This is a genomic window from [Eubacterium] eligens ATCC 27750 (assembly GCF_000146185.1).
Taxonomy (GTDB): Bacteria; Bacillota; Clostridia; order Lachnospirales; family Lachnospiraceae; genus Lachnospira; species Lachnospira eligens.
The window spans coordinates 763,382-789,303 of sequence record NC_012778.1 but is presented as its reverse complement, the minus strand read 5'-3'; the positions used below and the strand labels follow the sequence as shown (position 1 = coordinate 789,303).

The window sequence follows — 25,922 nt, the reverse complement described above, 5'->3', positions numbered from 1 at the left end:
CTTTACTGCTTTACACTAAGTGTAATTCCATCTCCAATAGGAACAATTGATGTCACAAAATCCTTTGAATGAGTAAGCTCATACACATACTCTCTTATCCTTGTATGAATTGTTCTGTTCCTTCTTGTAACTGCATAACGGGATTCCACTAGTTCTCCCTCCTGCAGAATATTATCCGATATAAGAAGTCCGCCTTTTCTAAGGACTCTCTTAATATCAGGAAGATAATTAATATACTGTCCCTTGGCAGCATCCATGAATATGAAATCATATGGACCTTCCAGAGTCTTCAACACTTCCAGAGCATCTCCCTCTATAAGTGTTATAACATTCTCTTTTCCTGCCCTTTTAAAATTATTTCTTGCCACAGGTATTCTCTTATCATAATTCTCTATTGTAGTAATTGTGCATTTTTCCGGCATATTCTCACTCATAAGAATAGATGAGTAACCTACTGCTGTTCCAACTTCAAGAATCCTTTCAGGCTGTACAAGCTGTAACAGCACCTTCAGCAAATTACCCATCTCTTTTCTAATGATTGGGACTTCATCCGCAATCGCTTCTTTTTCAATTGTATTACATATATCAGAATTACCACAATCGAGAGAATTAATATAGGCAACTACTCTTTCATTGACTATCATATATTCCCCTTACAATTAAGTTATTCTTCCTCACTGTCTGACTGCGCCAGCACTTGCATAATCTCAGTAGGTGTCATTCCCGTGTTAAGCTCATAAGTTCCACCTACGAATTTATCCTTATAATCTGAGAACTGAATCTGAAAATATGCTATTGTCTTATCCTGTACAAGTCCCTTGTCATAAAGCATACCAGCAAGCTTCTTAGCCTGTATGCCTGTTGTTATAGTAACCTCAACTGTACGGGCATTATCCTGCGAATCAACTGACTGCTCATTGAATACCTTCTCACCAAATGAATATGCCTTACTTCCCATAAAAAAGATAAGATATATTCCCAAAACAATTATTAATACATTCAGTGATACTGATATCAGCATTCTGATTGATTTATTGCTCATAAAACCTGATTCTCCTCTTCCTTAATAAGCTACACTATATATGATTCACCCTAAAAAATCAAGGTCTATGTCAATTGCCTCCGCTATATCCTTATATATATCTCTCATAAATCTGCAAAATGTAATCTCTGTCATAAGATATCTGTTTACAATGTCCTGATTCCTCATGTCGGCATATTCCTTATTAAGATTCTCCATTGCTGCAAACATGTCTGGAACATTTTCTGAATTCTGTAATTCAAAATTCCTCATACGGAATTCATCCACCTGCCTCTTCAAGTCAGGCGTCCTGTTTATTTCAGACTGAAGTCTTCTGTATTCCCTATATTCTTCACTGTTAAGAATTTCATGTATAATCTCTTTCTTAAGTTCATCAATTCTACGCATGAAAAACACCTCTCCAACTGTCTGCAGTAATATCCGGCAACATATATTATATCTGTGCCTCCATAATGATTGGAAGTATCACAGGATTTCTCTTAATCTTCTTCCAGAGATACTCGCTCAAGTCATCTTTAATAATATTCTTAATCTTACTCCAGTCAGTAATATTCTTATCAAGACACTTTTCAACTGAATCAGATACAATTGCTCTTGCCTCATCAAGAAGCTCTTCAGCCTCTCTTACATACACAAAACCTCTTGTAACAATATCCGGGCCTGCTATAAGCTGTCCGGTATATTTTTCAAGTGTAAGAACAACAATGATAATACCATTCTCTGCAAGGTTCTGTCTGTCTCTTAATACAATATTTCCTACATCACCTACGCCAAGTCCATCAACAAAAATAGCTCCTGTCTGGACATGATCTACAACCTGTGCATGCTCATCATTAAGTTCTAACACATCTCCTGATTTGGCAATAATAACATGATCCTTGTCATATCCAAGTGACATAACAACATCTCTCTGTGCAACAAGGTGTCTGTACTCACCGTGAACAGGAATAGAATACTTAGGCTTTACAAGAGAATATATAAGCTTAATCTCTTCCTGACATGCATGTCCTGATACATGTGTATCCTGAAATATAACCTTAGCCCCCTTCATACCAAGCTCATTAATAACCTTGGCTACTGACTTCTCATTACCAGGTATAGGAGTTGATGAAAATACTACACAGTCGCCAAGCTGGATAGATACCTTTCTATGAAGATTAGCTGCCATTCTTGAAAGAGCAGCCATTGACTCTCCCTGACTACCTGTTGTAATAAGAACAATCTGCTCAGGTGTATAATTCTTCATCTCATCCGTTTCAATAAGAGTTCCGTCCGGAATCTTAAGATAATCAAGGTCTTCTGCAACCTCAATAATATTAACCATGCTTCGGCCTTCAACGCAGACTTTTCTACCATATTTAACCGCTGAATTAATAATCTGCTGTACTCTGTCTACATTAGATGCAAATGTAGCAATAATAATTCTGCTGTTCTTATTATCATTAAAAATCTTTTCAAATGTAGCACCAACTGTCTTCTCTGACATAGTAAAACCAGGTCTTAAAGCATTCGTACTGTCGCACATAAGTGCAAGTACACCCTTCTTTCCAAGTTCACCAAGTCTTTGAAGATCAATAGGATCACCATATACAGGTGTATAATCAACCTTAAAATCTCCTGTGTGGACAATAATTCCTGCCGGTGAGTATATAGCAAGTGCTGCGGCATCTGCAATACTATGGTTAGTTCTTATGAACTCAACTCTGAAATCGCCAAGAGTTACAGATTGTCCATACTTAACAACCTTTCTCTTAACTGACTTTAACATATTATGTTCCTTAAGCTTTGACTCTATAAGTCCCATAGTAAGCTTAGTAGCGTATATAGGAACATTGACATCCTTTAAAACATATGGAATTGCACCAATATGATCCTCATGTCCATGAGTAATAACGAATCCTTTAACCTTATTAAGATTCTCCTTAAGATAAGTAACATCCGGTATAACTAAATCAATACCAAGCATATCTTCCTCTGGGAAAGATAAGCCACAATCCACAACAATAATACTGTCATCATACTCAATGGCAGTAATGTTCATTCCTATCTGCTCAAGACCACCCAATGGTATAATCCTGACAGACGCATTCTCTGCTTTTTTCATAAACACCTCATAATAAAATAAAATATAAAATATGAATAAGGCTCACACCTTATTTAAGTTCAACATCATCATCCATTAATTCAGAAAACACCTTGCCTACCGATTCAAGTTCACTGTCTTCCTCTACAAACTCATAAACAGCTTCTTCACTTGCCGCATCAGATGTATCCTTAAGAATATAAGCTTCTGCTTCCTCGTCCTCATTATCTGACTCTGATACAAGCAGGTAATTAATTCCGTTAATTCTAGTTTCTTCAATCACATAAAATTGTGTCTTCTCACCGTTCTCGTCAATAAATTCAAGCTTTTCCATGAAAAACAAATCCTCCAAATATTACTTCTGTTTAGATTCCATATATCCACGCAAAATAAAAACAGCCGCAAGCTGATCAATAACTGTCTTGCGGTTTTCTCGCCTCATCCCGCATTCTTCAAGGACTTCGTCTGCTTCAACTGTAGTAAGTCTTTCATCCCACAGTGTAACAGGTAATCCTGTTCGTCTTTCCAGTGCTGCTGCAAATTCTTCACAGGCCTTAGCCCGTTCCCCAATAGTATCATCCATGTTCTTAGGATAGCCAACCACGATTTCAGTTACATCATATTCGGATATAATCTGTTCTATCCTGGCATAAGTTCTTCGTAACTTATTATTCTCTTTTCTTGTTATCGTTTCGAAAGGCTGTGCAGTTATCCCAAGCGGATCGCTCAAGGCAACTCCAACAGTCTTCGTTCCGACATCTAAGCCTATAATTCTCATATTATAAGCCTTTACCTTCAATGAAATATCTTACAACCTCTTCAACAAGTTCGTCTCTTTCAGCCTTCATAATAAGGCTTCTTGCATTGTTATGGCTTGTAATATATGTTGGGTCACCAGACATAATATAACCAACTATCTGGTTAACCGGATTGTACCCCTTCTCTTTAAGTGCAAGATATACCTGCTCAAGTATTCCTTCTACTGAAATTGTCTTCTCTGGCTGAGTTTTAAAAAATTGAGTGTTGTTATCTACCATATCTACCACGCCCTTTCGTATATTGTTTATAATATAATAAATATGCGAATTATACAAGTGCCTGACATAAAAAAGATTGTAAAAAAAATGTAAAACTGCCCGGACGGCATGAATTTGTCCGGGCAGTTCTGTTATTATATAATATGATTAATGCATTAATTAAGGTATCCGCCATCCGAATCCGGCATCGTTCCCATTGTAATATTGAGATTACCATTTCTAACTCTTAACTCATCTATGAACTGCTTCTGCTCGCTCTCGTCTTTCATCCTGCATTCATAGGTAAGTTCAAACATTGTACCCATATTAGTTGTCTTTACTTTTCTAAGTACATTTTCACTAAGATACTTATCAAATATATCATCAAATACTGCCATATAGTTAAGATTCTCTGGAATTGTGATTCTTAACTGTTTTCTATGTGCATCTCTTGTTCCAAATCCTGTTACCGATAACACTACAAATACAAGAAGAATTATTACTGCGAAGCACACTGCAAATGTCACAAAACCAAGTCCGCATGCAAGACCTGTTGCCATTGCAAAGAACACTACTGATATATCTTTAGCACTTCCCGGTGCTGAACGGAATCTTACTAAAGCAAAAGCTCCCGCCATTGAAAACGCTCTTGCAACATTACTTCCTACAAGAAGAATAACTGCTGCCACTATTGCTGGTAAAAGAGCAAGACCTATTATAAAACTCTTATTATATCCATCCTTCTTTGATACAAGTATATACACAAATGCAATAACTAAACCAATAACAACTGCTACTAATATTCCTAACATTGACTGGCTAATGCTGATTGTATTCTCTGATGTTGATGTAAAGATTGATTCAAACATATATTTTCTCCTTTATACATTAAGCTTGTGTAATTCGTAAGGACATACTGCTTATATTCAGTACCATACTTAGAAAACGATACCGGATAAACATTAAGTCCTGATATTATCTTAGTAAACCACAGCGGTACAGCGCCGCTTATCTTAACTTCCATTAAATACTGACCATCCTGCAGAAGCTTCTTTCCATAGCTTCCATGCTCAAGTCTCACATCTTCCCTTCTGGTCGTAATATTTTTATCAAATGTAATTCTAAAATCACCGTCATCTTTCTCAAAGTATGCGAATCTGTCATATGAAAGATAAACTTTAGGCTGCAAATGGTAGAAATTCTTGAAGTAATCTATCTCCTTAAGCACCTGCCTGTTTATTCTTCCTTCATGTCCATCTGGATATATGTCGTCATCAATAAAATCATATGCCTCCTGAAGCGTCATTGAAGTTCTTCTTTTATTGACAATACCATTGTACTTCTTCTTAATCTCTACAAAGACATTATCTGTAAGCTCTGGCGTCCCATAAGCTCTCAGTCTTAACTTTTCTTTGTATACCGGTTTCTCAATAGAAGCTCTTATAAGCTGATCATTCTCAGTATCATAATATATGTTGCTGATTCTGTACGCCTCACCATTTCTGTTATACGCATCCGGATTCATATAATCAGCTATCTGGCAAGTCAGCTTATGAAAAGTATCTTCATCTATAATGTATTTCTTCTCATAACGGTTAAAAACTTCAATTGCCATATCAGGCACTCCTTTCTGTCTCTTTTGTTCTTACAAGTAAGATATTAATTGGAAAATGTGACCAAACTATGTAAAAAATAAGTAAAATCAGTGTAGTTTTGTGAACACATTTAAAGGCACTAAAAAAGGATGCCACATTCGCGGCATCCTAAAAAAAACTACTTCATATGTACATCAAGCTGGTTGAACGGAATCTCAATTCCATTCTCATCAAATATATTCTTATATCTTTCAAGCAGGTTAAATCTTACATTCCAGTAGTCTGCTGTATTAACCCACGCTCTTGTTTCAAGTGTTACACAGCTTTCATCAAGACTCTTGACAACAACCAGAATATCCTTGTCCTTAAGTATTCCCTTCTCGCTGTTAATAACCTGTTCAAGAAGCTTCTTGGCTTTAGGAATATCTGATGAATAGCCTATTCCTATCTGGATATCAATTCTTCTTGTATTCTCTGCGCCTACATTAACAATGCTTGAATTAGAAAGTGAACCATTCGGAAGCATTACTACTTTATTATCAATAGTAACAAGCCTTGTGTAAAGAATCTCTATAGACTTTACAGTTCCTTCATTAGTTCCGACTATAATATAATCGCCAACCTTAAAAGGCTTGAATATAAGAATAAGAATTCCTCCTGCAAAGTTCGAAAGGCTTCCCTGCAGGGACATACCAATTGCAAGTGCTGCAGAACCAAAAAGTGTGAGCAGTGATGTCGTCTGAAATCCCAGCTTATCCACAACTATCATGATAAGTATTGCATACATTACAAACTTAAGCACTGATACCACAAAATTAACAACGCCTTTATCTAGCGTGCTTCTGTCCAGCATCTTCTTTACAAGCTTATCAAGTACCCTGATTATCTTCTTGCCAATAAACCATATTAAGACAACAATAACAATTTTACCAATAAGTGAAACCGACCAGTTTCCTAAATCATTGAGAAGCTGCTTAACATGGGCAATAGAAAAGAATCTGGTTATCTCACCCGTTTCCTGCTGGATTGTTGTGGCTGCATCTGCCACAAGTCCTATGAACCCCATAGCTGATCCCCCTTTGTATTATTTCATCTTCTTTTTAAGCTGCTCTAACTTCTTCTTAGTTTCTATATCAATCTCTTCACTTGCACGGGCTGCTTCTTCAGCCTTTCTTACAGCTTCTTCTTTAGCTTGAAGTGCTTCCATACAGGCTTTCTCTGCCTGTTTTCTTGCTTCAACCGCCCGCTTTGCTTCCTCTGCTGCAGCAAGTTCAAGCATTTCAGCCTCTGCTGCCTTTCTCATGGCTTCCTTCTTTGCAATTGCAGCCCTCTTTAATACAGCAATCTCCTCGAGTTCAAGCTGTGTATACGGTTCACTGTTATATATAACGAATGAAAGTCCAGGAAGTGTAATATCAATATATTCCATATCATCACCATCATTATCTGACTTGATAATCTGTCCATTAACCTTCTCATCTCCACCGAACTTCTTCCACTCACTGTTAAATACTTCCTTATACTTTCCACGCACATCAACGTGAAGTCTGTAATTTTCCCTCCTGACAGGAGTAAAATTCACAGCAATCACAAGCTTATTACCCTTGCTGTCAGCTCTCTGCATTGCAATAACAGTCTCTTCCGGATTAGAATTCTCAAGCCACATAAATCCATCAGGGTCATTGTCAAGCTCATATAGAGCCGCATTTTTCACATAGAACTTATTAAGCTCCGACATGAATTTCTCAAGTCCTGCATCCTGTCCTGCTGCAAACATCTTGCTTCCCGGATGTGCATACATGAATCCAAGTGCAGCCTTGATATCTGACAAATGTGCCTTCTCATCACTGCCTGACACCATATCCACAAATGCTTTCTGCCTAAAATCATCATGATTGAGCGAGAGCATGAAATCCTCTCCGTAATTATAGAGCATTCCATATGTCAGCTTATCATACTCACCTTTTCTAAACAGCGGGTCGGTTCCCATGAATTCAAGAAAATCCTTAGTCCAGCAGTTATTCTGCTTATAAGTAAACATAAGAGGGTCATCATTATCTGCCGCAGTAACTCCAAACCAGCCGCTTGATTCTTCAGCTATTGTAAAACAGCCGTCGCCACGTTTAGCAATACATTTGTTCATAGTCTTAAGAAATTCGATTGCGTCAAGATTCTCATTGCCGCCATACATGTTAGGTGTCCATGTACCCGGCTGTTTACCATAATCGAGGTAAAGCATTGAAGCAACACCATCAATTCTGATACCGTCAATATGGTAATCATTAAGCCACATTAATACGCTTGATAAAAGAAAACTTCTTACAGCACCTTTCTTATAGTCAAATGTGACAACATCCCACTCAGGATGCTTCTCTAGTGATGGCTTAAGATATCCGTAAGCATCTGCCCCGTCAAAATCATACAGTCCCTTAACTTCTGTACCAAAGTAAGCACCATTCCAGTCCATTATTACGCCAATTCCGGCGTTATGACAGTCATCAACCAGCTTTTTAAATGCATCGCTGCCGCCTGTTCGGTGTGTCACCGCAAAATATCCCAATGTCGAATATCCATTCATCTCCTCATTAAGATACTCTGCAACCGGAAGGAAACATACATGTGTATATCCCTCCTGCTTTAAAAAATCCACGAACTCATCTGCACTTTTTTCTTTCAGCCAGTCAGTAAGTGATACCTCATATACTGTTACGGGCTTCTTCTTTCCTGCTTCTTTCTTTCGCTTTATCATCCATATCCCATCGTTCCATGCATATGAATCAGGCATGTTCTCATCACTTACCATTGATGCAGTAATTGGAACTGATGATATCTGTCTTGATACAGGGTCTAACTTTCTTGTAGTCCCCTTACCCTGTCTCTTAATTTCATACATATATCCGCATCCGGCTGCCAGTCCCGGAATAAACAGTTCAAATACTCCTGTGTCCTCAATTCTTTCCATTAAGTGGACTCTGCCGTCGTATTTGTTAAACTCTCCTACGACACTTACGCTGAGTGCCTTAGGTGCCCATACGGTAAAAAGCACTCCCTTCACGCCATTGACAGTTCTTTCATGAGCGCCGAATATATGTGCTGCATTTTTCTCTTCTCCTGCAAGAAATGCTTTGTAATCTTCCGGTTTCGTAACATTTGCAAATGCATATGGGTCCGTATATTCTGTGACCTCTCCATTAACCTTCTCCACTGAATAAGTGTATGAAAGCTTTTTCTTAGATGAAACAAGTGTTGCAAAGAATCCGGATTCATCAACCTTTTCCATATTAACAGCAGTTTTTCTGCCATCTATATGCAGCTTAACTGTCACTGCATCAGGACGCATTATCTGTATAAGCAGTCCCTTACCGGTAACATGCGCACCAAGCAGCTCTTTTGGCTTGTCACATTCTGCATATACAATTCCCTCTATCTCCGGCCAGTTCATCAGGCCGTATAAGTTTTTATTCATACATTACCCCCATCCACTGTTTAAAGCATTCCGTCCATGATGACACCTGTGGTTCATAATGTCCCATATTCTTAGTCGCAGTCTCTCGTGTGCCAAGTCCAAGACCATGAGTACCTTTAGCATATACATGATAATCAAACGGAATCTCCTGTTTTCTTAACGCCTCTACCATAAGTAATGAATTTTCAAGCGGAACTGTCTTATCTTCACATGTATGCCATATGAATGCAGGTGGTGTGTCCTTATCCACTCTCTTTTCTATAGACACTTCATCTATAAACTCATCATATTTTTCCCCAAGACTTCTCTCAAATGATGCCCTGTGTGCATCAATTCCTGATGTAATTACAGGATAACCTAACAGCATGCCATCAGGCTTAACATACTCATGACTGCAGTGAAGTACATTTTCCAGAAGATAATCAAGTCTTTTTGAATTCCATCCCGTTCCAAGAAGTCCGGCAACATGACCTCCTGCTGAAAACCCTGCGATAATGATTTTGTCAGGATCAACATCCCATTCTGCTGCATTATCTCTTACATACTTCATTGTATAGGCTGCCTCAAAAAGCTGTGCAGGATACGTAACAGGTGCAAGACTGTATCTCAATACAACAGCATTATACCCCATATCAAGCATCTTAATAGCTATAGCTTCTCCTTCTCTTGGAGAATGATGATTATATCCGCCACCCGGACAGATAACAATAAGAGGTCTCTTAAACGGATCCTGATCATTAGGGAACACATCCTTGATATAAGTTGTTATTGTGGCACTGCCCTGCTGCTTTATCCCCAGCTCCTCATATGGTAATTCTATAGTAAATGTTTCGTGTAACATTATTTTCTCCTCCTAACTGAATTATTCTGTATATTATGTCTATAGTGTAGTGGTGGTGATGTGCGTATATTTTCGTGTGTGGTCGATTTATGACGAGCTGTGTGGGAGTTAATGCCGTTAGATGCATAAGCGCTGTGAATGAAAGCTCGTTCAAGCGAAGCGCGTTTGCTTTCGTTCACAGTAAAAAACTTTGCAGATAACGGCATTTACTCCCACTAAGCGCAGGAATCATGAGACCATGCACGAAAATATACACACATCACCCTTCAGCACATCTACACCGAAAATACATAAAATCCACTTAGAATCTATGTATGAATAATCCGCTTCTTAATTTTGGCTCAAACCAAGTTGACTTAGGAGGCATTAATAGTCCTGCGTCCGCTACTGCAAAAAGTTCTCCAATAGAAGTTGCATACATTGAAAAAGCAAGAACGCAATCCTCATCACATCTTCTCTCAAGCTCGCCTAAGCCGCGGATTCCGCCTACGAAATCTATTCTCTTATCTGTCTTAGGATCGTGGATTCCTAAGAGTGGCTCTAAGACATTGTTCTGGAGTACTGCTACATCTAATCCGTCTACCGGGTCGCTGCTTAAGATTTCTTCTTTGGCTGTGAGTGTGTACCATTTTTTGCCAAGATACATTCCGAATTCACCTTTCTTAGAAGGTGCAACCTGTGTGCTGCTCTCGCTTACAGTGAATTTATCTTTAATCTTTTCCATGAACTCTTCTTCACTTAAACCATTCAGGTCCTTTACAACTCTGTTATATGGCATAATCATAAGTTCTTCATCTGGAAATAATACTGACAGGAAATAATTGAACTCTTCATTGCCTGTATATCCCGGATTAGCTTCTCTTCTGCGTAAACCTACCTTTACAGCAGAAGCTGCCCTGTGGTGTCCGTCCGCAATATATATCTGGTTAATTCCTGCAAATGCGTTCTCTATTGTCTCTACAGATTCTTTACTGCTTATTTTCCATACCTGATGTCTTATTCCATCAACCGCTGTAAAACTGTATACAGGCTTTTCCTGCTTAGCTTTGGCAACCTCTGCACTTATTACTGCATTAGCTCTGTATGCCAGGAATATAGGACCAGTCTGGGCACTGCATGTATCAACATGGTTAATTCTGTCTAATTCCTTATCAGCTCTTGTGTTCTCATGCTTCTTAATAATATTGTTAAGATAATCATCAATAGAAGCACATGCTACAATTCCTGTCTGTGTCCTTCCATCCATTGTAAGCTCATACACATAATATGCCTTGTCCTTATCTGTTATAAATGTTCCATCATCTATAGCTTCCATAAGCATATCATGGGCTTTCTTATATACCTGCTCACTATACATATCAACTGATTCATCAAACTGGGTCTCTGCCCTGTCAATCTTAAGAAATGATAATGGTTCTCTTTCCACCTCTGCTCTTGCTTCCTTTGAATCATACACATCATAAGGAAGAGCTGCTACTCTGTCTGCCACTTTCTCAGCCGGTCTGACACATTCAAATGGTCTTATTACTGCCATACTAACCTCCATCCGCACTATTTAACTTAAGTACTATACTTTCATATATTAGATACATTTTAACATTCAGACAACCTTAATACAAGAAAGACCAGCCAAATGTTACAACAAATGACTGGTCTTTGATATTATTCTCATTACATATGATTACTTAATAACTCTTACCTTGATAACACCTTCAATTGCTGAAAGCTCTTCAACTACTGCCTCTGGTGCAGATGCTTCAATATCTAAGAGAGAATATGCATAATCACCTCTTGACTGGTTAGCCATAGATGATATATTGATGCCTGCAGCACCAAGAACTGTTGTTATCTTACTAATAACCGCTGGAACATTCTTGTGGCATACAGTAATTCTTCCTTTAGTTGCACATACTCCGCAATCACAGTTAGGGTAATTAACTGAATTAACAATATTACCGTTCTCGATAAAGTTTCTAAGCTCATTAACTGCCATAATAGCACAGTTATCTTCAGCTTCTGCTGTTGAAGCTCCAAGATGAGGAAGAACAATTGCTCCTTCCATCTTAGCTGTTGTTGGGTTAGGGAAATCTGAAACATAAGTCTTAACTCTTCCAGACTTAAGTGCCTCACCGATAGCAGCTTCATCAACAAGTACATCTCTTGCACAGTTGATAATTACTGTTCCATCCTGCATAAGGTCAAACGCTTCCTTATTAATCATTCCCTTAGTGCTGTCAAGTGCAGGAACATGAACTGTAATATAGTTACATTCCTTATAGATATCCTTAACATCAGATATGTACTTAACTTCACTTGAAAGATTCCATGCAGCCTTAACTGAAACATATGGGTCATATCCGTATACTTCCATTCCAAGTGCTATAGCTGCATTGGCAACTAACTGTCCAATTGCTCCAAGTCCGATGACGCCAAGCTTCTTGCCCTTGATTTCCTGTCCTGCAAATGCTTTCTTAGCCTTCTCAGTTGCCTTGGCAATATCAGGGTCTTCTGCATTATCTGCAACCCACTTGTTACCACCGATTAAATCTCTTGATGCTAAAAGCATAGCTGCAATAACCTGTTCCTTAACTGCGTTAGCATTAGCTCCTGGTGTGTTGAATACAACAATACCTTCCTCTGCACATTTGTCAAGAGGAATATTATTAACGCCAGCTCCTGCTCTTGCAATTGCAAGAAGATTATCACTAAGCTCCATATCATGCATCTTGGCACTTCTTACAAGTACAGCCTGTGCGTCTTCAAATGAGCTTTCTGTATTATACTCATCAGAAAAAAGCTTTAATCCGCAGGCTGCTATATTATTAAGACAATTAACATTAATCATTATGCATTCTCCTTCTCGAACTTCTTCATGAATTCAACAAGCTTCTCTACACCTTCGATTGGCATAGCATTGTAGATAGATGCTCTCATACCGCCAACTGTTCTGTGTCCCTTAAGGTTAACAAATCCTGCAGCTGCAGCTTCCTTAATGAACTTAGCTTCCATAGCATCCTTAGCTTCTTTATCTTCAATGTTGCATACAAAAGGTACATTCATAAGTGAACGGTCTTCCTTAACAACTGTTCCCATGAATAACTTGCTCTCATCAAGGAAATCATAAAGAATCTTAGCCTTCTTCTCATTGTGTTCCTTCATTGCTGAAAGTCCACCCATCTTCTTAATCCACTTGAACACCTTGCCACAGATATAGATATTGTAGCATGGTGGTGTATTATAAAGAGAATCTGCATCTGCCTGTGTCTTCCACTTAAGCATTGTAGGAGTTCCTGGAAGAACGTCATCTGTTATAAGATCTTCTCTGATAATAGCAATTACAACGCCTGCTGGTCCGATGTTCTTCTGAACACCGCCGTATACAACGCCGTACTTAGTTACATCCATAGGTTCTGATAAGAAGCATGATGAAACATCTGATACAAGAATATGACCCTTAGTGTTAGGTAATGTCTTATACTTTGTTCCGTAAATTGTGTTGTTCTCACAGATATATACATAGTCAAGATCCTCTGGAATATCAAGATCTGAGCAGTCTGGAATATATGAAAATGTCTTGTCTGCTGATGAAGCAAGCTCAACAGCCTCTCCATATATCTTAGCTTCTGCAAATGCTTTCTTAGCCCACTGTCCTGTAAGGATATAACCTGCTTTCTTATTCTTCATAAGGTTCATAGGCACTTCAGCGAAGAACTGCGATGCACCACCCTGTAAAAATAACACCTTATAGTTATCTGGGATGTTAAGAAGGTCTCTTAAATCCTTCTCTGCCTCTTTGATGATGTTGTCATAAACCTTGGATCTGTGGCTCATTTCCATTACCGACTGACCGCTTCCCTGGTAATCTAACATTTCATCTGCTGCTTCTTTGAGTACTTCCTCTGGTAAAACAGCTGGACCAGCGCTAAAGTTATAAACTCTACTCACCTTTTCTTCCTCCTAAAATATAAAATATTAAGAACTATTTTAGTCCTTTATCACATTAAAGTCAATATATGAATTATTTCTTGTTATTAAGGTCTTCTCTGTCGAATGCCTCTGAGATTGCAGCCCCCGGTGAAACCATAGGGAATACCTTGTCTTCTCTGTCAATATGACAGTCAATAACACATGGAATATTGAGTTCGATTGCTTCTTTAAATGCTTTCTCAAACTCCTCTATTGTATCAACACTGTAAGCCTTGGCTCCCATTCCTTCTGAAACCTTAACAAAATCCACCTGATCATCAAGAACTGTAGCTGAATATCTCTTGCCATAGAAAAGATCCTGCCACTGTCTAACCATACCAAGTACATGGTTATTAAATATAACTTCAATAATAGGAATGTTATATCTGGTTGCTGTTGCAACTTCATTCATATTCATACGGAAGCAGCCATCACCTGCAATATTAACAACTGTCTTATCCTTACGTCCAACCTTGGCACCTATACATGCACCAAGACCATATCCCATAGTTCCAAGTCCGCCTGATGTAAGAAGTGTTCTTGGCTCTTTGAACTTATAATGCTGTGCAGCCCACATCTGATGCTGTCCAACATCTGTTGTAATAATTGCATCACCATTTGTAATCTCGTATATCTTCTCCATGATAAGAGGTCCGTTAAGAATATCTCTGTTATATCTCATAGGATAATCAAGCTTATAAGACTTGATGTGTTCCATCCAGTCTGAGTGATCCTGATTATCTAACTTATCATTGATTCTCTTAAGAATCTCTTTAGCATCTCCGAGTACATGTGCATCTGTCCTGACATTCTTGTTAATCTCAGCTGCATCAACATCAAACTGGAGAATCTTGGCATTCTTAGCGAATTTCTTAGCATTTCCAGTAACACGGTCTGAGAATCTTGCACCAACCACAATAAGAAGATCACACTCTGAAACTCCGTAGTTAGATGTCTTAGTACCATGCATACCAAGCATTCCTGTGTATCTTTCATTAGATCCGTCAAATGCGCCCTTACCCATAAGTGAGTCACATACCGGTGCATCAACCTTCTCAACAAACTTCTTAAGTTCATCAGATGCCTCTGATATAACAGCTCCGCCACCAACGAATACATATGGCTTCTTAGATTTCTTAATAAGTGTCACAGCCTTGTCAATATCTTCTTCCTTAATGCTTGCTGTAATTCTCTCTACAGGTTTTGGAACTCTTGGTGTGTACTCACACTCTGCTGCTGTTACATCCTTAGTAACATCAACTAATACCGGACCCGGTCTTCCTTCCTTGGCAATTCTGAAAGCATTTCTTAATGTCTTGGCAAGATCCTTTACATTCTTAACAATATAGCTGTGCTTTGTAATTGGCATTGTAACACCCGCTATATCTATCTCCTGGAAGCTGTCTCTTCCAAGAAGAGGAACTGTTACATTACATGTAATTGCAACCATAGGAACTGAATCCATATATGCAGTTGCAATACCTGTTACAAGGTTAGTCGCTCCTGGACCTGATGTTGCAAAACATACACCAACCTTACCTGTTGCCCTAGCATATCCATCAGCAGCGTGCGATGCACCCTGCTCATGTGATGTAAGAATATGAGTTATCTCATCTGAATGCTTATAAAGAGCATCATATACATTAAGAATAGCTCCACCAGGGTATCCAAATATTGTATCAACGCCCTGTTCTTTCAAGCATTCAACAATTATCTCTGAACCATTTAACTTCATTTATCTTCTCCTGATTTCTCTTTAATGTCTTTTTATAATTATATTAAATATTACTCATCTGCTGAACTTTTAAGAATAGCTCCTCTGTTTCCTGATGTAACGAGTGAAGCATATCTCTTTAAGTATCCTGTTGTTACCTTAGGTTCTCTTGGCTGCCACTTAGCCTTTCTTGCAGCAAGCTCTTCATCTGAAACCTTAAGTTCAAGTTTAAGTCCCGGAATATCAATGCTGATGATATCTCCTTCTTCAACTAAAGCAATAGGTCCGCCAACAGCAGCCTCTGGTGATACATGACCAATAGAAGCTCCACGGCTTGCACCTGAGAATCGTCCATCTGTAATAAGAGCAACTGATGAGCCAAGTCCCATACCTGCAATAGCTGATGTAGGATTAAGCATTTCTCTCATACCAGGACCACCCTTAGGACCTTCGTAACGGATAACAACTACATCACCTTCAACTATCTTACCACCCTTAATAGCAGCAATTGCATCTTCTTCTGAATCAAATACTCTTGCCGGGCCTTCATGTACAAGCATCTCTGGAACAACTGCTGAACGCTTGACTACTGATCCGTCTGGTGCAAGATTTCCTGAAAGAACTGCAAGACCACCTGTCTTACTGTATGCATTATCAACTGTTCTTATGACTTCAGGATCACGGTTGTATGCTGTTGCTATGCACTCGCCGATTGTCTTTCCTGAAACTGTCAGGCAGTCTGTATTAAGAAGTCCGATATCTGCAAGCTCTTTCATAACTGCATATACACCGCCTGCTTCATTAAGGTCTTCCATGTATGTTGGACCTGCTGGTGCAAGGTGGCAGAGATTAGGAGTCTTTTCACTTATTGGGTTAGCGAATTTGATATCAAAATCAAATCCTATCTCATGTGCAATAGCTGGAAGGTGAAGCATTGAATTAGTAGAACATCCAAGTGCCATATCTACTGTAAGGGCATTCATAATAGAATCCTTAGTGATGATATCTCTTGCTGTGATTCCCTTATTAACCATATCCATAACAGCCATGCCTGCGTGCTTTGCAAGCTTGATTCTCTCTGAATATACGGCTGGAATTGTACCATTGCCGCGAAGTCCCATACCAAGTGCCTCTGTAAGGCAGTTCATTGAATTGGCTGTGTACATGCCTGAACATGAACCACATGTTGGGCATACCTTTTCCTCAAACTCAAGTACATCTTCCTCTGTCATTGTTCCTGCTGCATATGAACCAACAGCCTCAAACATTGAAGAAAGGCTTCTCTTCTTACCCTTAACATGACCTGCAAGCATTGGTCCGCCTGATACGAATACAGTTGGAAGATTAAGTCTTGCTGCTGCCATTAAAAGTCCTGGAACATTCTTATCACAGTTAGGAACCATTACAAGTCCGTCAAACTGATGTGCAATTGCCATACACTCTGTTGAATCTGCAATTAAATCTCTTGTTACTAAAGAATATTTCATTCCGACATGTCCCATTGCAATACCATCGCATACTGCAATAGCAGGGAATACTACAGGCACACCGCCTGCCTCAGCAACTCCTAATTTAACTGCATTGACAATCTTATCAATATTCATATGACCTGGTACAATCTCATTATAAGAGCTTACAATACCAATCATAGGTTTCTTCATCTCTTCTGCTGTGAAGCCAAGTGCATTAAAAAGGCTTCGTGCAGGTGCCTGCTGCATACCACTTCTGGCGTTATCACTTATCATAGCTTATCTCCTTAATATGTATTATTTAAATGTATTAAACTCTCTCTGCGATTAAGTCGCCCATCTTATCAGTTCCTACAAGTGTGCATCCTTCTGACATAATATCAGTTGTTCTGTAGCCTTCCTTTAAAACAGTTGCAACTGCTGCTTCAATAGCATCTGCTTCCTTGTCAAGATCAAGTGAATATCTTAACATCATGGCTGCACTGAGAATTGTAGCAATTGGATTAGCAACATTCTTTCCTGCAATATCAGGTGCTGAACCATGGCTTGGCTCATAAAGACCTAACTTAGTCTTATTAAGGCTTGCACTTGATAACATTCCGATTGAACCTGTTATCATACTTGCCTCATCTGATAATATGTCTCCAAACATGTTCTCAGTAAGAATAACATCGAACTGTCCAGGATTCATAACAAGCTGCATAGCACAGTTATCTACAAGCATGTCTGAAACTTCAACTTCCGGATAATCCTTTGCAACCTCATGTACAATCTTTCTCCAGAGTCTTGAAGAATCAAGAACATTTGCCTTATCAACGCTTGTTACTTTCTTTCTTCTCTTCATTGCAATCTCAAATCCCTTAATTGCAATTCTTCTGATTTCTTCTTCGTTGTATGTAAGTGTATCAACGGCTGTCTCCAATCCGTCAATTTCCTTAGTATATCTATTACCAAAGTAAAGGCCGCCTGTAAGCTCTCTCATAATTACCATATCAAATCCATCACCGATTATTTCTTCCTTCAATGGACACGCTGCCTTAAGTTCATCATAAAGATATGCCGGACGTAAATTAGCAAAAAGTCCTAATTCCTTACGAATCTTTAAAAGTCCCGCTTCTGGTCTTAAATTAGGTGCAACATCATACCACTTGGAATTACCCACATTGCCTCCAACTGCTCCAAGAAGTACAGCATCAGATGCTTTAGCTGTTGCTACTGCTTCATCTGTAAGTGGAACGCCATACTCATCAATTGAGCATCCACCCATAAGAATCTTGGTATAATCGAACTTGTGACCGTATTTGTCAGCCACACTGTCAAGCACTTTCACAGCCTCTCTGACGATTTCTGGTCCTATTCCATCACCTGGAATTAAAGTTATTCTGCTTTCCATAAACCTTTACCCCTTTTTCATATGATAATTCAATTTAATATGATATAACATTTGCACAACATTTTCAATAAAAAAAGGATTCCTGACCAGACAAATGTGTCTGACCCGGAACCCTGCTTTAATTAATTGCCTTTAATTATTCTGCTGATGTGCTGTCTGATGGCTTCTCAACCTGAGCAATTGCCTTCTTCTGCATTGAAATACGGCAATTCTTGTTGTTACCGAATTCAACAATTACATCATCATCTGATATATCGATAAGAACACCATAGAAACCGCTTGTTGTAAGAACATAATCACCGATTTCCATAGAATCCATAAGTTCCTGCTGACGCTTCTGTTCCTTCTTCTGTGGCTTGATTGCCATGAAATACATCATTGCACCAATAATTACGACATAAAAAACTATGATAGCAATATTCATTGATACTCCTCCTTAAAAATGTCTCTTTCAAACTTAACATATAATACATAATTGAGAGCTGCTTGTCTACCTCAAAATGTATTTTTAACAAAATATTTATAAACATACAGCATTACTGCTTATCATATGTCTTCATCTGATATAATGCCTCTTCCTTGAAGCCTGCATATCTTCCTTCTTCAATCGCAGCTCTTATGTCTGTCATAAGATGGTTGTAGTAGTAAAGATTATGAAGAACGCACAGACGCATACCAAGCATTTCCTTAGCCTTAAGAAGATGCCTTACATATGCTCTTGAATAATTCTGACAGCATGGACATCCACAGCCTTCTTCAATTGGTGCTGTATCTGTTTCATACTTTGCATTAAAAAGATTAATCTTTCCAAACTTAGTATATACATGTCCGTGACGGCCATTTCTTGAAGGATATACGCAGTCGAAGAAATCAATTCCTCTGTCTACTGACTCAAGAATATTGGCTGGTGTTCCAACACCCATAAGGTATGTCGGCTTATCCTGTGGAAGATATGGCACTACATTATCGAGTACATCATACATTTCCTCATGTGTTTCACCTACGGCAAGTCCGCCTACTGCATAACCGTCAAGGTCTAACTCTGATATTCTCTTAGCATGGTCAATTCTTATATCATTGAACACACCACCCTGATCGATACCGAAAAGCATCTGATCAGGATTAACCGTATCAGGAAGTGAGTTCAGTCTTGCCATCTCTTTCTTGCAACGCTCTAACCAGCGGTATGTTCTGTCAACAGAATTCTGGATATATTTTCTGTCAGCCTTTGCCGGCGCACATTCGTCAAATGCCATTGCGATTGTTGAACCAAGATTAGACTGTATCTGCATGCTTTCCTCTGGTCCCATGAATATCTTATGTCCGTCAATATGTGACTGGAAAGTAACGCCTTCTTCTTTAATCTTACGGAGTCCTGCAAGTGAAAACACCTGAAATCCACCTGAATCTGTAAGAATCGGTTTATCCCAGTTCATGAACTTATGAAGTCCTCCAAGCTGCTTAATAATCTTATCTCCCGGTCTTACATGAAGATGGTAAGTGTTAGATAATTCTATCTGCGTTCCTATCTGCTGTAAATCAGTTGTCGCAACTGCGCCTTTAATGGCCGCAACTGTTCCGACATTCATAAATACAGGTGTCTGCACAGTTCCATGTACTGTTGTGAACTCTGCTCTTTTTGCCCTGCCATCTGTCTTTAAAATTTTATACATATCTGCTCCTTTTATTTTCTATAAAACTCTTTAACTCTGTCCATTCTAGCCGTCATATTGTCAAATATCAGGTCAACAAGTGTAAGTGCTGTCATAGCTTCAACCACAACAACTGCTCTTGGAACTATCATCGGGTCATGTCTTCCTTTGATTGAAACCTCGATATCCTCGCCCTGCTTATTAACAGTTTCCTGCAATGCACTAATTGAAGGTGTCGGTTTTACCGCTGCCCTGAACACAATCTCATCACCGTCGCTTATTCCGCCAAGCACTCCGCCGCTGTGATTAGTCAGCTTACCAACCCTGCCATCCTTCATTACGAATTCATCATTATTATACTTTCCTGTAACTTTAGCCGCTTCAAACCCGTCTCCAATCTCAAAGCCTTTGACAGCCCCGATTGACATTATTGCCTTAGCAAGATTAGCATCTAGCTTTTCAAATGTAGGATTGCCAATTCCAGTCATCATGCCTGTAACCCTGCATTCAATGACACCACCGATTGAATCTCCAACTGACATCTTGCTCTCTGCAAAAGCCTTAACCTTCTCTGCAGCTTCCTTATCAGGCATGTTAAATGCGTTATTATCTCTTTCAGCTATATCAAACTTATCATAATCAATGCCAATTCCACCGATTTCTTTAGCATATGCTGTAATATTAATTCCAAGCTCTTTAAGAATCTTCATAGCGATTGCACCGGCTGCAACTCTTCCGATAGTTTCTCTTCCAGAACTTCTTCCTCCGCCTCTGTAATCCCTGAATCCGAATTTCTCGTCAAATGTATAATCAGCATGTCCCGGTCTGTAATAATTAGCTATCTCTGAATAGTCAGCAGACCTCTGTGTCTTATTATATACGGCAAGTGATATTGGAGTCCCGGTAGTCTTGCCTTCAAATACACCTGAAAGAATATGTACTTCATCATCTTCCTTTCTTGGTGTAGTAAACTTTGACTGACCTGGTTTTCTTCTGTCTAACTGCTCCTGAATATCTTTCTCACAAAGAGGCAGACCTGCAGGACACCCGTCAATTACAACTCCAAGTCCCTCTCCATGCGACTCTCCCCATGTTGATATCTTAAATATATTTCCAAACACTGAACCTGCCATAATATATTCTCCTCATCTTTTCAATAGGATTTATTTTAACATATTAAAATATATATCATCAAGCAAAACCCCAATTTATTAATTTTTTCTTATTTTTATTTTTTTCTTAATAGTCAAATGTATTTTATATGGTAAAATAAATATATCAATATATTGAATGGAGTTTATTATGGGAACTGTTATAGGAATTGATTTAGGAACAACTAACAGCTGTGTGGCTGTTATTGAAGGTGATACGCCTACTGTCATCACCAACAAAGAAGGCTACCGCACAACTCCTTCTGTTGTAGCCTTTACGAAATCAAAGGAACGTATTGTTGGTGATGCCGCCAAGAGACAGGCTGCCGTCAACTCTGACAGAACTATATTCTCTATCAAGAGACACATGGGTACGGACTATCGCAAGAAGATTGACGGAAAGTATTATACTCCACAGGAAATCTCTGCATTTATACTTATGAAGTTAAAGGAGGATGCCGAGGATTTCTTAGGACAGCCTGTGACAGACGCTGTTGTAACTGTGCCTGCCTATTTTACTGACGCACAAAGACAGGCTACTAAAGATGCCGGTAAGATTGCCGGGCTTAACATATTAAGAATTATCAACGAGCCTACTTCTGCCGCTCTCGCGTACGGACTTGACAATGGTATGGCACAGAAGGTTCTTGTGTATGATTTAGGTGGTGGAACTTTTGATGTATCTGTTATCGATATCGGTGATAATGTCATTGAAGTTCTTGCAACTTCAGGTGACAATCACTTAGGTGGTGATGATTTCGATGAAAGAATAGTTAATTATCTTGTCGAGCAGTTTAAGCTAAGTGACGGTATCAATCTTTCAAAGGACGTCTCTGCAATGCAGCGTTTAAGAGAAGAAGCTGAGAAAGCAAAGAAGGAGCTGTCTTCTTCTGTGACAACTAATATTAATCTTCCTTTTATCGCTATGTCTAAGGACGGACCGCACCACATTGATATCACTTTATCAAGACAGACATTTGATGAGCTTACTGCTGACCTTGTAGACAGAACAATCACACCTGTTGAGAATGCACTGCATGATGCAGGTCTTTCCAAGACAGACATTAATATGGTTTTATTGGTTGGTGGTTCTACAAGAATCCCTGCTGTTGCTGATAAAGTAAGACAGCTTATGGGAAAAGAGCCATCAAGAAATCTTAATCCTGATGAATGTGTAGCCCTTGGTGCTGCCGTTCAGGGTGGCAAGCTTGGAAACCAGCTTCAGGCCGGTTCTGCTGCTTCTGAAATCATACTTATGGATGTAACTCCAATGTCTCTTTCTATTGAGACTATGGGTGGAATTGCAAGCAGGCTTATTGAAAGAAACACTACCATTCCTACAAGACACAGCCAGATATTTACTACTGCCGGCAATTTCCAGACATCCGTTGATATCAAGGTTTTTCAGGGTGAACGAAAGTTTACAAGAGACAATAAACTGCTTGGCAACTTCCGTCTTAACGGTATTAAGCGTGCGATGGCAGGAGTCCCACAGATTGAAGTAACATTTGACATTGATGTTAATGGTATTGTCAATGTATCTGCAAAGGATTTAGGTACCGGAAGGGAACAGAGCATTACTATTACTTCAAGCTCTAACATGACCGAAGAAGAGATTGCAAAAGCCCGCTGGGAAGCCGAAGTCTACAGCAAGCAGGATGAAGCATACCAGAGATTTATTGATATAAGGGAAGATGCTGTACGGACTCTTAACGAGGCTAACAACGCACTTGCCGCCAATAAAAAGGTCTGGGAGAAGGATAAGAAAAAGAATGTTAAGGCTCAGATTGGACATCTTGGCAAGCTTATATCTAAAGCTCCTATTGATAAGCTTAATGAAGAAAAGGCAGTTTCCCTACATGAAGCTGCGGAAGCTGTAAAAGAGGCTTTAAGATAATGATGAAAAAGACCAGTTCAGGCATTAACTGAACCGGTCTTTTTTATCTACTCTGCTTTCTTCCCCTTCACATTAACTATACATATTCCTATGCACACTAATACCAACGCTATAAGTGCATTTATTCCAAGCTCCCTGCTTCCCTCTCCAAGCCACCATGCTGAAAGAAGTACTCCGAATACAGGGTTGGTGAATCCGAAGATTGCCACTTTGGATACCGGGTTGTGCTTTAACAGTATTCCCCATATTGAGTAGGCTACAGCTGATATGCATGCGAGATAGAATAGCATTAGTATTGCTGATACTGACACGTGTGTAATTCTACCGCCCATCACAAGTCCTAATATAATCATTACTATTCCACCGAATATGAACTGATAACCACTCAACATTACCGGATTATCTTTCTTTGAATAGTTCTTCATAAGGCATGATGAAAATGCATATGACAACGCACATAAGAACAGACTTCCGTCACCCATAATACTTAAATTCATGTCGATTTTCTGTCCATTCATGCTGACTACGATAACACCTGCAAAACCAATCACACAGCCGATAATTTTCTTCAGATTCAGCTTTTCCTGTCTGAATATAATTGTCGATACAAGTATTACGAAAAATGTGTTAGAACCGTTAATTATTGACGCCTTTACTCCGCTGTTGTGTGCAAGTCCGATATAGAAGAATATGTACTGCAGAATTGTCTGGAACATTGCCAGTTTTAAAATGTTTGGTACACTTGATTTCGTTGGAAGCAGCATTTTTCTGTTAAGAATACTTCCAATTAAGATTGTAAGCACTCCTGCAAAAACAAATCTTGTTCCTGCAAATAATACCTGTGTCCATGTTTCACTTGACGGTATCTTAAACAGCGCATATCCTAATTTGATACAAGGCGATGCGCTTCCCCAAAGGAATGTACACACAAGTGCAAGGGCGCACACCACCCATGTTTTCTGTAAAAAATCTTTTTTCTCGTTTGTTTTTTCCATGATTAATCTCCTGTTTTTCTAATATTATTGCTAATTATAATGTCATTCATAATCTGACAGGTTTTCTCCCTGACACCTGCCATATCCATATAATCCGAAAATCTTTTTGCAACATCTTCTATATACGATATTATTGCATCACATTTTCTCTTGCTTACTCCCATGTTTATTCCACATTTTATCAAATCATCATAACTTATATCTGAACTTTTTCCATTAATAAGCATCTGATGTGCTTTCAACCACATATTGCTGCTGTCATATGCAAATGTGACATCATATACTGGTGACAATCTCCAGACACCATTCTTATCCATCAGAAAAGAAACATTTTTTACATGATCATCCTGATTAATCAGAATAACATTAAAAACCATTCTTCTATAAAATTGTTCCACATCTGAATATGGTATACCTAGTCTATTCATATAATATGCTGCCTGTTCATAACTGCATAATCCCGGAATATTGTAATCTATATGTGAAATTGCTCCTAATGTCTGCATATGAATTTTTTTATTATTGTTCCTATCGAAACGTTTAGTTATAAAATGTGCATATCCGGCATCTTCAAGCAGACGGCATTCATTCATAATTACCCCCGCTGCTTTTGCCATAAGATAATATCCGTATTCTATTCTTGTATATTCTACTGAATCTTCCAGATTATGATCCCCATTTTTAGATACTCCATCAAACTTCATAAGCCAGTATTCAAATCCATCACCAGCATTAATCTGTCCACTTTTTATTTCTCCCGTATCTTCATTCCATGCAATCAGCGCCTTTGCTCTTGCACCACCTGCAGATGTTCCCAATAGCACAAGCTGGCTATATCCAGCATTATCTTTCAGATTAATCAGCTTATCTTTTCTATCAGATAATACATCAGATGCAAACTCTACCATTTTCGATATATTAACATCCTCTATTGTACTGTCAAACGGACTTGTTGCTGGTATATATTCTAATGCACCCATACCTCTTTTTCCTGTATAGCACAGTCTGTCTATAACATTAAATTCACTAATTGATTTTCCCTGCTCAGCCAGCCATCTGTCTATAATTTTATTACCAAATTTATCTGGAAGTGAATCCGCTACCAATCCAGGTGCTCCATGAAATGCTGTCCTTGCAAGTTCCGGAAATTCATACACTCTTTCTGATAATGGCATATGTATAGGTGATACCTCAATATTACTCTTTAAAAAATCTTTATCATATTCAAATGCAACAACCCCATTTGCTTCATTCATATGAATTATTCCAATTCTTGTGCCCCAAAGCATTACCTCCGCTGTATTTATCATTCATCTTCCCCCCATTTAAATCCAGTATCTGCTTTTCTTTTTGCAGATGCTCTCTGCCTTGTTTTAACATTTTTCAAATAAGATGATGGCCGGTTGTTCATATCTGGTATCACATTCACGAAATTATTCATAAGCTCCATCGCATTCATTAATTTCATAAAATTAACAAGACTTATATCTTCTCCACTTTCAAACCGAGTAATACTTCTTAATGAAACGCCTGATTTATCCGAAAGTTCTTTCTGTGTTAATGGATAACTTATCCTATATGCCTTAAACCTGATAACAACTTCCTCATAATCACTAATCATAATTAAACATCTCCAAATCCA

At 38.8% G+C, this 25,922-nt stretch carries 25 protein-coding genes; 1 reads left to right on the top strand and 24 read right to left on the bottom strand.

The features are described 5' to 3' along the window. Nucleotides 1-2: 2 nt before the first annotated feature. The 21 genes from EUBELI_RS03730 to aroC all read right to left on the bottom strand — a co-directional run bounded on the left by EUBELI_RS03730 (nt 3) and on the right by aroC (nt 21,370). Complete coding sequence (locus EUBELI_RS03730; RefSeq protein WP_012739023.1) at nt 3-644, bottom strand: O-methyltransferase; 642 nt, start codon at nt 642-644, stop codon at nt 3-5. Between the two features lie 20 nt (nt 645-664). Continuing rightward, entirely contained in the window at nt 665-1,042 is a 378-nt protein-coding gene (locus EUBELI_RS03725) for an endolytic transglycosylase MltG (RefSeq protein WP_148231338.1), read from the bottom strand. Between the two features lie 45 nt (nt 1,043-1,087). Beyond that, nucleotides 1,088-1,429 carry a YlbF family regulator gene (locus tag EUBELI_RS03720; protein ID WP_012739021.1) on the bottom strand — a complete coding sequence of 114 codons (342 nt, stop codon included), beginning with the start codon at nt 1,427-1,429 and terminating at the stop codon, nt 1,088-1,090. A gap of 46 nt (nt 1,430-1,475) precedes the next feature. After that, nucleotides 1,476-3,146 carry a ribonuclease J gene (locus tag EUBELI_RS03715; RefSeq protein ID WP_012739020.1) on the bottom strand — a complete coding sequence of 557 codons (1,671 nt, stop codon included), beginning with the start codon at nt 3,144-3,146 and terminating at the stop codon, nt 1,476-1,478. 49 nt (nt 3,147-3,195) lie between these two features. Continuing rightward, entirely contained in the window at nt 3,196-3,459 is a 264-nt protein-coding gene (locus EUBELI_RS03710; protein WP_012739019.1) for a DUF1292 domain-containing protein, read from the bottom strand. 21 nt (nt 3,460-3,480) lie between these two features. Next, on the bottom strand, nt 3,481-3,903 hold the full coding sequence (gene ruvX, locus EUBELI_RS03705; RefSeq protein ID WP_012739018.1) for a Holliday junction resolvase RuvX: 423 nt from the start codon (nt 3,901-3,903) through the stop codon (nt 3,481-3,483). Nucleotide 3,904: 1 nt separating this feature from the next. Continuing rightward, nucleotides 3,905-4,162 carry an IreB family regulatory phosphoprotein gene (locus EUBELI_RS03700; protein WP_012739017.1) on the bottom strand — a complete coding sequence of 86 codons (258 nt, stop codon included), beginning with the start codon at nt 4,160-4,162 and terminating at the stop codon, nt 3,905-3,907. 155 nt (nt 4,163-4,317) lie between these two features. Continuing rightward, complete coding sequence (locus EUBELI_RS03695) at nt 4,318-5,010, bottom strand: DUF4956 domain-containing protein (RefSeq protein ID WP_041688025.1); 693 nt, start codon at nt 5,008-5,010, stop codon at nt 4,318-4,320. Continuing rightward, the gene (locus EUBELI_RS03690) at nt 4,947-5,756 is read right to left on the bottom strand and encodes a polyphosphate polymerase domain-containing protein (RefSeq protein WP_012739014.1); all 810 of its coding nucleotides are present in this window, start codon (nt 5,754-5,756) and stop codon (nt 4,947-4,949) included. The genes EUBELI_RS03695 and EUBELI_RS03690 overlap by 64 nt, the downstream gene beginning before the upstream one ends. A 158-nt stretch (nt 5,757-5,914) precedes the next feature. Further along, nucleotides 5,915-6,802 carry a mechanosensitive ion channel family protein gene (locus EUBELI_RS03685; RefSeq protein WP_012739013.1) on the bottom strand — a complete coding sequence of 296 codons (888 nt, stop codon included), beginning with the start codon at nt 6,800-6,802 and terminating at the stop codon, nt 5,915-5,917. A gap of 18 nt (nt 6,803-6,820) precedes the next feature. Then, a complete protein-coding gene (locus tag EUBELI_RS03680) occupies nt 6,821-9,202 on the bottom strand; it encodes a GlgB N-terminal domain-containing protein (protein WP_012739012.1) in 2,382 nt (793 codons plus the stop codon). Beyond that, a complete protein-coding gene (locus EUBELI_RS03675) occupies nt 9,195-10,043 on the bottom strand; it encodes an alpha/beta hydrolase (RefSeq protein ID WP_012739011.1) in 849 nt (282 codons plus the stop codon). Before EUBELI_RS03675 ends, EUBELI_RS03680 begins: the two co-directional genes overlap by 8 nt. Nucleotides 10,044-10,344: 301 nt before the next feature. Next, nucleotides 10,345-11,577, bottom strand: a complete 1,233-nt coding sequence (locus EUBELI_RS03670; RefSeq protein ID WP_041688023.1) for a DUF1015 domain-containing protein — start codon at nt 11,575-11,577, stop codon at nt 10,345-10,347. Between the two features lie 147 nt (nt 11,578-11,724). Next, nucleotides 11,725-12,888, bottom strand: a complete 1,164-nt coding sequence (locus EUBELI_RS03665) for a phosphoglycerate dehydrogenase (protein ID WP_012739009.1) — start codon at nt 12,886-12,888, stop codon at nt 11,725-11,727. Then, entirely contained in the window at nt 12,888-13,988 is a 1,101-nt protein-coding gene (serC, locus tag EUBELI_RS03660; RefSeq protein ID WP_012739008.1) for a 3-phosphoserine/phosphohydroxythreonine transaminase, read from the bottom strand. The genes EUBELI_RS03665 and serC overlap by 1 nt, the downstream gene beginning before the upstream one ends. Nucleotides 13,989-14,061: 73 nt before the next feature. Then, the gene (gene ilvB, locus EUBELI_RS03655) at nt 14,062-15,744 is read right to left on the bottom strand and encodes a biosynthetic-type acetolactate synthase large subunit (protein ID WP_012739007.1); all 1,683 of its coding nucleotides are present in this window, start codon (nt 15,742-15,744) and stop codon (nt 14,062-14,064) included. A 50-nt stretch (nt 15,745-15,794) separates the two neighbouring features. After that, nucleotides 15,795-17,468, bottom strand: a complete 1,674-nt coding sequence (gene ilvD / locus EUBELI_RS03650) for a dihydroxy-acid dehydratase (RefSeq protein WP_012739006.1) — start codon at nt 17,466-17,468, stop codon at nt 15,795-15,797. 34 nt (nt 17,469-17,502) lie between these two features. Continuing rightward, a complete protein-coding gene (gene leuB, locus EUBELI_RS03645; protein WP_012739005.1) occupies nt 17,503-18,585 on the bottom strand; it encodes a 3-isopropylmalate dehydrogenase in 1,083 nt (360 codons plus the stop codon). Nucleotides 18,586-18,721: 136 nt separating this feature from the next. Continuing rightward, a complete protein-coding gene (gene yajC / locus EUBELI_RS03640; protein ID WP_012739004.1) occupies nt 18,722-19,009 on the bottom strand; it encodes a preprotein translocase subunit YajC in 288 nt (95 codons plus the stop codon). Between the two features lie 112 nt (nt 19,010-19,121). Continuing rightward, the gene (gene tgt / locus EUBELI_RS03635) at nt 19,122-20,258 is read right to left on the bottom strand and encodes a tRNA guanosine(34) transglycosylase Tgt (RefSeq protein WP_012739003.1); all 1,137 of its coding nucleotides are present in this window, start codon (nt 20,256-20,258) and stop codon (nt 19,122-19,124) included. 11 nt (nt 20,259-20,269) lie between these two features. After that, the gene (gene aroC / locus EUBELI_RS03630; protein WP_012739002.1) at nt 20,270-21,370 is read right to left on the bottom strand and encodes a chorismate synthase; all 1,101 of its coding nucleotides are present in this window, start codon (nt 21,368-21,370) and stop codon (nt 20,270-20,272) included. A gap of 169 nt (nt 21,371-21,539) precedes the next feature. Between aroC and dnaK the strand changes: the two genes are divergently transcribed. Then, nucleotides 21,540-23,285, top strand: coding sequence for a molecular chaperone DnaK (gene dnaK / locus EUBELI_RS03625; protein WP_041688021.1), 1,746 nt, complete (start codon nt 21,540-21,542; stop codon nt 23,283-23,285). 47 nt (nt 23,286-23,332) lie between these two features. On the opposite strand, the gene EUBELI_RS03620 is transcribed toward dnaK, so the two are convergent. The 3 genes from EUBELI_RS03620 to EUBELI_RS03610 are packed head-to-tail and all read right to left on the bottom strand — an operon-like array spanning nt 23,333 to nt 25,901. Beyond that, nucleotides 23,333-24,280 (bottom strand): DMT family transporter, encoded by a 948-nt coding sequence (locus tag EUBELI_RS03620; protein ID WP_012739000.1) that lies wholly within the window; start codon nt 24,278-24,280, stop codon nt 23,333-23,335. Nucleotides 24,281-24,282: 2 nt separating this feature from the next. Beyond that, complete coding sequence (locus EUBELI_RS03615) at nt 24,283-25,590, bottom strand: type II toxin-antitoxin system HipA family toxin (protein WP_012738999.1); 1,308 nt, start codon at nt 25,588-25,590, stop codon at nt 24,283-24,285. Further along, nucleotides 25,587-25,901, bottom strand: a complete 315-nt coding sequence (locus tag EUBELI_RS03610) for a helix-turn-helix domain-containing protein (protein WP_012738998.1) — start codon at nt 25,899-25,901, stop codon at nt 25,587-25,589. Before EUBELI_RS03610 ends, EUBELI_RS03615 begins: the two co-directional genes overlap by 4 nt. Nucleotides 25,902-25,922: the final 21 nt, after the last annotated feature.

Bases quoted from the DNA above. Each gene is read 5' to 3' on its own strand.
- EUBELI_RS03730 (WP_012739023.1), bottom strand. From the start codon at position 644: ATGATAGTCAATGAAAGAGTAGTTGCCTATATTAATTCTCTCGATTGT.
- EUBELI_RS03725 (WP_148231338.1), bottom strand. From the start codon at position 1,042: ATGAGCAATAAATCAATCAGAATGCTGATATCAGTATCACTGAATGTA.
- EUBELI_RS03720 (WP_012739021.1), bottom strand. From the start codon at position 1,429: ATGCGTAGAATTGATGAACTTAAGAAAGAGATTATACATGAAATTCTT.
- EUBELI_RS03715 (WP_012739020.1), bottom strand. From the start codon at position 3,146: ATGAAAAAAGCAGAGAATGCGTCTGTCAGGATTATACCATTGGGTGGT.
- EUBELI_RS03710 (WP_012739019.1), bottom strand. From the start codon at position 3,459: ATGGAAAAGCTTGAATTTATTGACGAGAACGGTGAGAAGACACAATTT.
- ruvX (WP_012739018.1), bottom strand. From the start codon at position 3,903: ATGAGAATTATAGGCTTAGATGTCGGAACGAAGACTGTTGGAGTTGCC.
- EUBELI_RS03700 (WP_012739017.1), bottom strand. From the start codon at position 4,162: ATGGTAGATAACAACACTCAATTTTTTAAAACTCAGCCAGAGAAGACA.
- EUBELI_RS03695 (WP_041688025.1), bottom strand. From the start codon at position 5,010: ATGTTTGAATCAATCTTTACATCAACATCAGAGAATACAATCAGCATT.
- EUBELI_RS03690 (WP_012739014.1), bottom strand. From the start codon at position 5,756: ATGGCAATTGAAGTTTTTAACCGTTATGAGAAGAAATACATTATAGAT.
- EUBELI_RS03685 (WP_012739013.1), bottom strand. From the start codon at position 6,802: ATGGGGTTCATAGGACTTGTGGCAGATGCAGCCACAACAATCCAGCAG.
- EUBELI_RS03680 (WP_012739012.1), bottom strand. From the start codon at position 9,202: ATGAATAAAAACTTATACGGCCTGATGAACTGGCCGGAGATAGAGGGA.
- EUBELI_RS03675 (WP_012739011.1), bottom strand. From the start codon at position 10,043: ATGTTACACGAAACATTTACTATAGAATTACCATATGAGGAGCTGGGG.
- EUBELI_RS03670 (WP_041688023.1), bottom strand. From the start codon at position 11,577: ATGGCAGTAATAAGACCATTTGAATGTGTCAGACCGGCTGAGAAAGTG.
- EUBELI_RS03665 (WP_012739009.1), bottom strand. From the start codon at position 12,888: ATGATTAATGTTAATTGTCTTAATAATATAGCAGCCTGCGGATTAAAG.
- ilvB (WP_012739007.1), bottom strand. From the start codon at position 15,744: ATGAAGTTAAATGGTTCAGAGATAATTGTTGAATGCTTGAAAGAACAG.
- ilvD (WP_012739006.1), bottom strand. From the start codon at position 17,468: ATGATAAGTGATAACGCCAGAAGTGGTATGCAGCAGGCACCTGCACGA.
- leuB (WP_012739005.1), bottom strand. From the start codon at position 18,585: ATGGAAAGCAGAATAACTTTAATTCCAGGTGATGGAATAGGACCAGAA.
- yajC (WP_012739004.1), bottom strand. From the start codon at position 19,009: ATGAATATTGCTATCATAGTTTTTTATGTCGTAATTATTGGTGCAATG.
- tgt (WP_012739003.1), bottom strand. From the start codon at position 20,258: ATGTATAAAATTTTAAAGACAGATGGCAGGGCAAAAAGAGCAGAGTTC.
- aroC (WP_012739002.1), bottom strand. From the start codon at position 21,370: ATGGCAGGTTCAGTGTTTGGAAATATATTTAAGATATCAACATGGGGA.
- dnaK (WP_041688021.1), top strand. From the start codon at position 21,540: ATGGGAACTGTTATAGGAATTGATTTAGGAACAACTAACAGCTGTGTG.
- EUBELI_RS03620 (WP_012739000.1), bottom strand. From the start codon at position 24,280: ATGGAAAAAACAAACGAGAAAAAAGATTTTTTACAGAAAACATGGGTG.
- EUBELI_RS03615 (WP_012738999.1), bottom strand. From the start codon at position 25,590: ATGATAAATACAGCGGAGGTAATGCTTTGGGGCACAAGAATTGGAATA.
- EUBELI_RS03610 (WP_012738998.1), bottom strand. From the start codon at position 25,901: ATGATTAGTGATTATGAGGAAGTTGTTATCAGGTTTAAGGCATATAGG.